Below are 9,834 nucleotides of genomic sequence, written 5' to 3' on the forward strand. Positions count from 1 at the left end.
AACTGGGACATCACCTACGGCCAGGTCCACCACTACGCCAGCACCCAAGGAGTCAACCTCACCGCACACGACCTCAACGACCTCCGCACCCACACCGCCCAAGCACAAAAACAAGCCAACGTCCACGCACAAGCCCCAGCCGAAGCAACACTGGATGAGGGTGCGGGTGCGCGACGGAGAATCTTGCGCACAGACGAGGAATGGGCGGATGCGATACGGCGTCTGCCCCGGGAGCACATCTTCGACGAGCACGATAACCCCCGCCTCCCCCCAAACAACGTGATGGTGGGTGAAGTTCCTATCGGCATGCGTCTTTACGGTGCGGCGCACAGGCGGGGGAACGGCAAGCCGTATGCGCATCTGTCAGATGAGGAAGCCAAGGCGCTGCGGACCATGGGCTTAGAAGGCTTCCTCGTCAAGGTGGACCGCGGATGGGTGCTCGACGAGGGTGTTGATGCGCGACGCCCTCATGTCAGCCACACGTCCGGCGAATGGGCGGCCGCAATCCGGGGTCTGCTCGAAAAGGACATAACCGACAGCGACAAGAACTACCGCCTCCCCCCTAGCACCACGCTGGTGCACGGAGTTTGCATCGGCCAGCGTCTATACCATGCGGCATGCAGGCAGGGAAACGGCAAACCGCATACCATTCTGTCAGATGAGGAGGCCGAGGCACTGCAGGCAATGAAGCTGGGAGGATTCCTCGTCCAGGTGGACGGCGGATGGGTGCTCGCCGAAGGTGCTGATGCGCGACGGAGGCACCGTCAGCGCACGTCCGAAGAATGGGCGGCCGCGATACGAGGTCTGCCCGAAGAGAACATCACTGACAGATACAGAAAACGCTGTCTTCCTTCACAGACAGTGAAGGTGGGTGGGGTTCCCATCGGCAAGCATCTCAGCGATGCGGCGCGGAGAACGGAAGACGGCCAGCCGCATGCGCTTCTGTCAGATGAGGAAGCCAAGGCGCTGCGGGCCAAGGACCTGGAACGTTTCCTCGTCAAGGTGAACGGCAAATGGGCCTTGGACAAAAAACCCGTGCAACCAGATGCCGGGCCCTCGCGCCAGGCAGTGGAGCCCTCACCGGCACGGTACAACACCCGCGCCAGGGCTGTGATCCCGACCGGGAACACAGCCCGGCCCGGCACCAAAACAACAGCCCCCCTGCCACAGCCCCCTATCGGCCGGCACACCGCAGTATCCACCTCGCACTCTCACCACCCCATGCCCCTCACCGTTGCGGCAGCCGCCGGCCAAACCCCACCCGGCACGGCCCACCCCCACTCACACCACCCCACCAACCAACAACCCTCACCCCAACGTGCCGGACTCACCCGCAACCCCCACACCACCCCGAACCGAGGACTGGGCCGGTAACAGTTTCCTCCCCCAGCCGGCCACGACGGCGCAACCTCCATGGCCAATGCCACAGCGCCCGGGGCCGCGCAGTCACTACGCAGCCCCGCACGGGCAAGGAGTTCGGGTCTGTCAAACGAGCGGTGTAACTCGTATTGGTTGGGGTTACTGACGGGCCGCCGACAGGCGGCCGTCGAAGGTGATGTCGAAGGCGTTCAGAGCGGTCTTCCAGCGCATGGTCCAGCGGGCCTGGCCCTTGCCCGTGGGATCGAGGGACATGATCGCCGTGTAGACGCACTTCAAGGCGGCCTGCTCGTTGGGAAAGTGTCCGCGGGCCTTGACCGCGCGGCGGATGCGGGCGTTCACCGACTCGATCGCGTTCGTGGTGCAGACGATGCGGCGGATCTCGGTGTCGAACCACAGGAAGGGGGTGAACTCCTCCCACGCGTTCTCCCAGAGCTTCACGATCGCCGCCCCTGCCCCAGGCGTCGGCGAACTCGGCGAACCTGTCGAGTGCGGCTCCTCGGTCGGCGCCGTGTAGACGGGCTTGAGGAGGCGGGCGATCTTGTCCCAGTCCTGGCGGGCGGCATAGCGGAAGGAGTTCCGCAGCAGGTGCACCACGCAGGTCTGCACGATGGTCCGCGGCCAGACGGCCTCCACCGCCTCGGGCAGGCCCTTGAGACCGTCGCAGACCAGCATCAGCACATCGCCCACGCCTCGGTTCTTGATCTCGGTGAGGATGTGCAGCCAGTGCTTGGCGCCCTCGCCGCCGTCGCCGCCGGCCCACAGGCCGAGAATGTCGCGCCGGCCCTCGGCGGTGACGGCCAGGGCGACATAGATGGGCCGGTTGGCGACCTGTCCCTCACGGATCTTGGCTCTGTCGACGATCTTGTGATCCGGACGGTCGAGCAGGTTGCTCCGTCTGTTCGCGATCATGCATCGCGTGCCCTCGTGATGTGCTCCTGGAGCTGTTTCCGTATCTGTCCGCGTTGGTGATCGAGGAGGTCGATCGGCGGCCGGACCAGGTGGTGCTGAGAGCGCGGGTGCGGGCGGTGACTGGTTTCTGTCGGTGCGGTCAGAGCTCGGCCCGGGTGCACGGTCGGTACGTACGCAGGCTGCGTGATGTCGCCGTGGGCGGGCTCGGTGTCGTGATCGAGTTATGTGTGCGCCGCTTCCGTTGCGAGAACCCTGCCTGCTCGGCGGTGACGTTCGCCGAGCAGGTCTTGGGACTGACCGCCCCGCACAGTCGGCACACTCCGCTGCTGCGTGAGGTGTTGACGCAGATCGGGCTGGCCCTGGCCGGCCGGGCAGGAGCCAGGCTGGCGTCCGTGGTCGGCCTCACCATAGGTACGGACACGCTGTTGCGGCTGGTCAGGGCTCTGCCCGAGCCGGAGATCGGCACGGTGGAGATCTTCGGCGTCGACGAGTTCGCCTTCCGCAGGGGCCGTCACTACGGCACGGTGTTGATCGACATGGCCACCCACCGGCCGCTGCACCTTTACGACGGCCGCGACGGGGAGGACCTGGCTGCCTGGCTCCGCGATCACCCCGAGGTGAAGGTCATTTGCCGGGACCGTTCCAGCGGATACGGAGAGGGCGCTCGGGTCGGGGCGCCGCAGGCCGAACAGGTCGCGGATCGCTACCACCTGTGGGCCAACCTCGGCCAGGCGGTCGAGAAGACGGTCAACGCCCATCGCTCCCACCTGGCCGAACCGTCTCCCGGCTCGGGCTCCGGCCCCGACCAGGTGGAGGTGGAGCCCGAGGTGGTCCAGCCGGTGAAGGACCTGAAGATCGTGATCCGGCTGCGTGAGCAGCACGCTGCGGCCCATGAGCTGTGGCAGCAGGGGATGTCGAAGGCGGCGATCGGCCGCAAGCTCGGGCTGCACCAGGCCACCGTCCGCAAGCTGGTCAACGCCCGTTCCGCAGATGATGTCGTGGCCAAGAGCCTCCAACGAGCGCATGTCGTCGACCCGTACGTCGGCTACCTGCACCGGCGCTGGAACGAGGGCGTCAGGAACGCCGCCCAGCTCTACCGCGAGATCCAGCAACTTGACTATCCAGGTGGCGAGTTGGCTGTTCAGCGGCATCTGCGGCGCTACCGGGCCGGGCGCGGACACGCACCCGCCCCGGGACCGAAGCCTCCATCGGTCCGCGAGGTCACCTCCTGGATCATGAGCCACCCCGAGCACCTGCGGGACGAGGACGCCGACAAGCTGCACCGGCTGCGTGAGCGCGATCCCGAACTCGACCGGCTCACTCTTCACATCAGGAAGTTCGCCGCGATGATGACCGGCCGCCACGGCGAGCACCTCGAAGAGTGGATCAACGACGTCGAACAGGACAGTCTGGCTCCGCTTGCGGGCTTCGCCCGCAACCTCCGCCGCGATTTCGACGCGGTCCGCAACGGGTCCTCTCTGCCGCACAGTTCCGGCGCCGTTGAGGGCAACATCAACCGGCTGAAGATGCTGAAACGCCAGATGTTCGGCAGGGCCAGCCTCGATCTCCTTCGCAAACGCGTCCTACTTACACGGTGAGTCTCGACCGTTCGGATCACAAGATCGTCGACAGAACCCGGATCTTCACGTGGATGGCGTCGATGAAGACCACCGGATAGACGGAGTCCAGGGGGCGGCTCTGCCATTCGGCCATGCCCTCGAGGACCTTGTCGGTGATGGTGGAGATGGTCTGGCGGGAGACCTCGGCGCCATAGACCTCGGCCAGGTGGGCCTGGACCTCGCCGGTGGTCAGGCCCATCGCGGCCAGCGAGATGACCATCTCGTCGACGCCGGTCAGGCGATTCGGCCGCTTCTTGACGATCTTCGGATCGAAGGAGCCGTCGCGGTTACGAGGCACGACGATCTCCACCGGCCCGACGTCGGTCAGCACGGTCTTGGAGCGTGTGCCGTTGCGGGAGTTGCCGCTGTTTCTTGCCCGCCGGATCGTGCTTGTCATAACCGAGGTGGTCGGTGATCTCGCCCTCCAGGGCGGACTCCAGCAGCCGCTTGGTCAGCCGCTGCAACAGCCCGCCCTCGCCGGTCAGCTGCAGACCCTCGGCCTGGGCCCGGCCCACCAACTCGCCGATCAACTGGTCGTCCACAGCCTTCGCCGACACAGCCGTTGCCAACTCGACAGCGTCCTGCTCTGCCACGTTCTCACTGGTCATCGATGCATCTTCCATGATCGGGAGTTACACCGAACGATTTAGACTGTGTCCTACGTGGTGAGGTGGACGAGTCGTTTGTAGCAGCAGATGGTGGCGGCGAGGCCGAGGAAGGCGAGGTAGTTGCGGGGGTTGCGTTCGTAGCGTGGGCTGAGTCGGCGGTAGCCGGACAGCCACGACATGGTGCGTTCGATCACCCAGCGGCGGCGGCCCAATCGTTTGCTGGACTCGATCCCTTTGCGTGCGATCCGGACTCCGATGCGTTTGCCGCGTAACCATTTCCGCAGGTCGGCGCGGTCGTAGGCTTTGTCCGCGTGCAGGCGCTGGGGCTTGAAGTGGCGGCCGCGGTGGGGGTCGTGTCTCGTTTGGTGGCCCTCGACCATGGGCTTCAGCCCTTCGCTGTCGTGGGTGTTGCCGGCGGAGACGCCGACGAGAAGGGGCAGGGCGTTCGCGTCCGACAGGACGTGCATCTTGGAACCCGGCTTGCCCCGGTCCACGGGGCTTGGACCTGTGTGTTCGCCCCCCTTTTTTTTAGCCCTGACGTGGGCGGTGTCGAGGACGACGCGGGTGACGTCGATGAGACCGGCGTCGTCGAGCCGGTGAAGCACGGCCTCGTGCAGGCGACCCCAGACACCAGCTCTCGACCAGATCAGGAACCGGCGGTGAGCTGTCGACGTCGATATCCCGAAACAGGGCGGCAGTTGGCGCCAGGCGCACCCGCTGACCAGGACGCAGACGATGGCCGCGAAGAGCGTCTCATCGGGGGTGTCCTGCGTTCCGCCGCCCTGTGGGCGCACCCTCGACGGCGGGATCAGCGGCTTGGCGATCTCCCACAGTCCGTCCGGAACAATCCAACTCCACGTACCCCGCCCCATACCGTGGTCAACGACGCCTCACCACGTAGGACACGGTCTAAGACCATGTAGGACATGGTCTTAGACCGTGTCCTACGTGGTCAGTTGACGGTTGTGTTGGGCATGGGGAGTAGGCGGTGGGGATGGATCGTTCCGGACGGCTTGTGGGTGTTGGCAAGGCCGTTGCTGCCGCCGGCGCGGGTGCGTCCGCAGGGCGGCGGGGTCGCGAGCATCGACGATGAGGCGGTGTTTGCCGCGATCATCTACGTTCTGGTCAGCGGCTGCGCCTGGCGGGCGTTGCCACCGTGCTTCGGAGCGTCGAAGTCGACCGTGCATCGCCGCTTCGCCATCTGGTCTCACGCCGGAGTATGGGGACGGCTGCATCAGAAGGTCCTCCAGCTCCTGGACGAGCAGGACCTGGTCGACCCGTCTCGTGCGGTCCTCGATTCAGCCCACGTGAGGGCTCAAAAGGGGGCGAACTTGCAGGTCCGAGCCCCGTGGACCGGGGTAAGCCCGGTTCCAGGATGCACGTCCTGTCCGACGCGAACGGACTGCCCCTACGGGTCGGACTCTCCGCGGCCAACACCCACGACAGCCTCGCCCTGACGCCGATGCTGTCCCATTTCCACATGGGACACGAATCCCACGCGACCGATTCCAAGCCCGTGCGCCTCCATGCAGACAAGGCGTACGACGTCCCTCACCTGCGGCGATGGCTATGGGGCAAGCGCATCGGCGTCCGCATCGCCCGCAAGGGCATCGACCCCAGCGAGCGACTCGGCCGCCGAAGGTGGGTCATCGAACGCACCATGTCCTGGCTGACCGGCTACCGCCGTCCCGTCGCCACCTCCAGGGGGGCAGGGTGGTGGTGCCGGAGCGCACGTAGTCGTGGGTGATCCGCTGCAGGACCCCGGCCATCATCGGCCGGCCATCATCGGCCGCACCCGCAGGGAACGGTCCAGCGCCTGGATCTGGGCCTTCTCGTCCACGCAGAACATCAGCGTCCGCTCCGGTGGATCCAGATACAGACGGCCACATCGTGGACCTTGTCGACGAAGTGAGGATTCGTCGATAGCTTGAACGTCTCGGTGCGGTGGGGCTGCAGGCCGAAAGCCTGCACATCCGCGACATCGTCGAGTGCGACAGGCCCATCTCCTGGGCCATCGCCCGTGTCGACCAGTGCGTGGCATTGTTCGGCGCCGACTCCTGCGTCGCTTCACTACCGCGGCGACCTGCTTGTCACGGCAAGCACCGCTGCAGCACTGGCCAGGAAGTTGTTGATGTCGGGGTTCACGTCACTCGGAACTCATGTTTGCGGATCGGTCGTCGCTGCTGCTGAACTTCGAAGCGCAGGATCGGTTACCGCGGCAGTACCGAGAAGCGGAGGCGCCTTTACGACCTCGCACGCTACGGGAAGAGTTCACTCAGAATACGCCAGGCGTTGCCGTTTCAGCGACCCGTCATGAAGCACTCTATCTACCCGTACAAGTGCCCCAAACACTTCTGAGGTAGATGGGTATGGCAACTGATTCTGTTAGTCGTGGGTCGATTGGCGCCGCAGGAGCGTACCTGTCGGCGGCTCTTAAGGGAGTAGCGCACCTGGCCGTGGCCTCACATGCTGATACCGTCGCGGACGGGGTGAGCGCAACTTTCGGCGGTAACGCGAAAGCATGGAGAAGCGTATACGCCGTAGGAGCAGGGCTGGCCGGACTTGATGGTTTCAATCAGGCACTGGACGAAGCGCGTGTAGCTTACACTCTCTATTGGAAAAAGGAAGAGTCGGCGCAGCGCCCTAACTGGATTCGGGCCGGGGTCGGACTGGCCAACATGGCGGGTAATGCCGTATATGCGGCAGGTGTTAGCCAAGTCGTTCCGACCAAAACCGCTGGAGCAGGCCTACTTGTGGTGGCAGGTTCGGCATTGGCGAAGCACTACCTGGTTCCAGACTCAACAGCCACTGCTTCTCAGCTGCCACTATATCACACGGCTGAACAGCATGTGCGGCCGATGTCGGCGAACACATGCCCACCTGCGGAGTCGATCCCGACCATCGGCCAGCTAGCACGCCTACGGTCACACCATTCACTCAAGTGCGTCAGTGTGGGCCACGAGTCGGTCGACCACGCTCACAGCACCGCAGCGATCCTGCCCGAAGAAGAAGGCATTTCAATGTCTCTCGCAGCCGGGGTGAGCATGGAGCCGGATTCCTTGTCCTCAACCTCAGAAACCGGACCAGAGGAAAAGGAGCATAGGGAGCGCGTAACATGTAATGTACACGCCAGGCCGCTACGGCGATAGCGTTCTCAGTCGCTTTTGATAGAGCGAAACGACTGCCGTGGTAACGCCGACCACCAGGCTACATGGTGCGTCGAGTTCAAAGAACTGTTCTCTTCTCGCTTTCTGGTCGTTGGTCGCTGCATTGGTGACGAGGAACATACGCGGCGGCCAGGTCCGGGCGAGCCGAGGTGCTGGGACACGTGGTGTGGTGTGCGAGTAGCTCTGTGCGCAATGCGTGTCTCGATGCGCAGCCGGCTGCCCTTGGTGGCTGCTCGTTTCGAAATGAGCTGAGCTGCGGGTTTTGTGCGCGATTGGCTACGGATTCCCGACCCTGCAGGTCCGCACGGCGCAGCGACTGTGCCGTGGACGGCTCACACGTCCGAGTTTCGAAGAGGGGAAACCGAGTCGCCCCCTCACCTGTTGGCCGCGTGTGGCCCGGCTCGAAGCACCATCTGATCGTCTACGGGCTTGATATTCACTCGCCGTCACGAGGACGGCCCCGCCCGAAGCCTTGACGTGAGTATGCTGGCCCGGGCCACAACTCGCACGGTAGTGCTGGTGATGTTGAAGCGCGGCGTCAAAGCGTTGCTGACCCGCACGACGGTTTGCTTCGACTTGCGTGCAACATCATCTGTCTGCGTCGGCTCTACGCCTCACGGTGACTGCCGAAGGCATCGTCGGCGCCCTTGCGTAGTGTATTCCCCATTAAGATCGTGATCGGCGAGGTAGGGAACGTAAAAGTCCATGGTCCCACTGGTGGGGTGCCTGTCTGTGGCCACGTTCCAGACATTCTGGAACGTGCCAGCCTGCCGTCAGTACGAGCACGGACAACCTCGATCGAGCTGTGCGGTCTGACACAGCACCAGCTTTTCGCTACGGGACAGTAGGGGCTCGAGGGCAGAGAGTCGATCGTCGAGCGGGGGGTAACGATTACCGAAGGCCGCCACGCGGCAGGCCATTACGTGCCCTTCAGCACTCGAGTCGAAGGACGTCACGCCATCCTCGCGTTGGAGCGGCCCTGCTGAAGTACCTGAGCCGAGTCAGGGCTCGGACGCTTGGCCCGGAGCTGTGCAAGACATTGCGAGCGGTCTTCCTCGTTTCGAACGATGCTGTGTCGATTGTATCTCCAGGAGATTTATTCGGAGATAGCCATGTCCGTCCCGGTGCACCAACGGAAACGGGCCCTCGTCATCGCGGGCGAATCGTGACTGCGAGGAACCAGAACGGCCAGGGGAGGTTGGTGCTTCCGGTGACAAGACGGCTGTGTTGCCTAACTTCCTTGACCAATGCGTATTTCAGGCGGCTACGAGTCTTTCTGGATGTGCAAGGCTATGCAGTCGTAGGTTGACGGACGCGCACAGTCGGGTACTATCCCGTCATGGCTCAGAAAATTGTGACTGTATACACCGACGATCTCACCGGGGCAGAGTCGGAAGAGGTGCAGACGCACACATTCTCGCTGGATGGGGTCAACTACGAGATCGATCTCGCCTCAGAAAGCTACGACAAATTGTTCGAAGCCCTCTCCCCGTTCATCAGCGGGGGCCGCAAAGTTGGCCGCACCAAAGCTTCCGCCAGGCGCAGCAAGCAGAACACGGATAGTCCGAGCGCTGAGGAGATCCGTACCTGGGCGCGAGACAACGGCCATACGGTCAACGACCGTGGACGGGTGCCTGCGAGCATCCGGGAGGCGTACGCGAAGGCTCATTGATCGAGACCAATCTTCCTCCAGGTGCGGGACGAGTGGACGAGCCCGGAGGGTACCGGTTGTCGCTGGCTCCGCCTACGGCGAAGCGCAGGCCAGGCCTCCGTTGCAATCGGCCTGGGACGCACGCCCAGCGGTACGGGACTCACTTAAGCGAATTAGGTCTAACGGGGCGGCTCGTCGATCACTCCCGGTCTTCGGCATGATAGTGCTTCGTTAGGTTCTGGGCCGTTTGCGGCGTCTTCGCGGGTTGGGTGAAGGCCGTCCGCGGTTGGTGCAGGCACCGGTCCAGTACCTCAGAAGGTCCTGAAGGACTTAGACCGTGTCCTACGTGGTGAGGCGTCGTTGACCACGGTATGGGGCGGGGTACGTGGAGTTGGATTGTTCCGAACGGACTGTGGGAGATCGCCAAGCCGCTGATCCCGCCGTCGAGGGTGCGCCCACAGGGCGGCGGAACGCAGGACACCCCCGATGAGACGCTCTTC

The 9,834-nt window shown here is 64.1% G+C and carries 4 protein-coding genes and 6 pseudogenes; 6 read left to right on the forward strand and 4 right to left on the reverse strand.

The genetic code is table 11. The features are described from left to right. Positions 1–1,374 (forward strand): hypothetical protein (locus ACH4C6_RS35210; RefSeq protein ID WP_398112697.1); only part of this gene is annotated, 1,374 nt, incomplete at its 5' end. 144 nt (positions 1,375–1,518) lie between these two features. Here the strand turns inward: ACH4C6_RS35210 and ACH4C6_RS35215 are convergent. Then, positions 1,519–2,226, reverse strand: a pseudogene (locus tag ACH4C6_RS35215) (IS256 family transposase); the annotation flags it as partial. Positions 2,227–2,309: 83 nt separating this feature from the next. On the opposite strand from ACH4C6_RS35215, the gene ACH4C6_RS35220 reads away from it, so the two are divergent. Continuing rightward, entirely contained in the window at positions 2,310–3,887 is a 1,578-nt protein-coding gene (locus ACH4C6_RS35220; RefSeq protein ID WP_398112698.1) for an ISL3 family transposase, read from the forward strand. A gap of 37 nt (positions 3,888–3,924) precedes the next feature. On the opposite strand, the pseudogene ACH4C6_RS35225 reads toward ACH4C6_RS35220, so the two are convergent. Then, positions 3,925–4,516 (reverse strand): annotated as a pseudogene (locus tag ACH4C6_RS35225) (transposase); the annotation flags it as partial. 50 nt (positions 4,517–4,566) lie between these two features. After that, complete coding sequence (locus ACH4C6_RS35230) at positions 4,567–5,388, reverse strand: IS5 family transposase (RefSeq protein ID WP_398112699.1); 822 nt, start codon at positions 5,386–5,388, stop codon at positions 4,567–4,569. 102 nt (positions 5,389–5,490) lie between these two features. Here ACH4C6_RS35230 and ACH4C6_RS35235 point away from each other — a divergent pair. After that, positions 5,491–6,203 (forward strand): annotated as a pseudogene (locus ACH4C6_RS35235) (IS5 family transposase); the annotation flags it as partial. A 22-nt stretch (positions 6,204–6,225) separates the two neighbouring features. Here ACH4C6_RS35235 and ACH4C6_RS35240 read toward each other — a convergent pair. After that, positions 6,226–6,585: pseudogene (locus ACH4C6_RS35240) on the reverse strand (IS630 family transposase); the annotation flags it as partial. 1,415 nt (positions 6,586–8,000) lie between these two features. Between ACH4C6_RS35240 and ACH4C6_RS35245 the strand changes: the two are divergent. The 3 genes and pseudogenes from ACH4C6_RS35245 to ACH4C6_RS35255 form a co-directional block, all read left to right on the forward strand. Continuing rightward, a pseudogene (locus ACH4C6_RS35245) lies at positions 8,001–8,102 on the forward strand (IS5/IS1182 family transposase); the annotation flags it as partial. 920 nt (positions 8,103–9,022) lie between these two features. Next, the gene (locus ACH4C6_RS35250; protein ID WP_366900849.1) at positions 9,023–9,355 is read left to right on the forward strand and encodes an Lsr2 family protein; all 333 of its coding nucleotides are present in this window, start codon (positions 9,023–9,025) and stop codon (positions 9,353–9,355) included. Positions 9,356–9,705: 350 nt separating this feature from the next. Then, a pseudogene (locus ACH4C6_RS35255) lies at positions 9,706–9,834 on the forward strand (IS5/IS1182 family transposase); the annotation flags it as partial.

The organism is Streptomyces sp. NPDC017943 (assembly GCF_044328425.1).
Lineage (GTDB): Bacteria > Actinomycetota > Actinomycetes > Streptomycetales > Streptomycetaceae > Streptomyces > Streptomyces djakartensis_A.

Coding starts and splice junctions, on each gene's coding strand:
- ACH4C6_RS35230 (WP_398112699.1), bottom strand. CDS start 5,388: ATGGGGCGGGGTACGTGGAGTTGGATTGTTCCGGACGGACTGTGGGAG.
- ACH4C6_RS35250 (WP_366900849.1), top strand. CDS start 9,023: ATGGCTCAGAAAATTGTGACTGTATACACCGACGATCTCACCGGGGCA.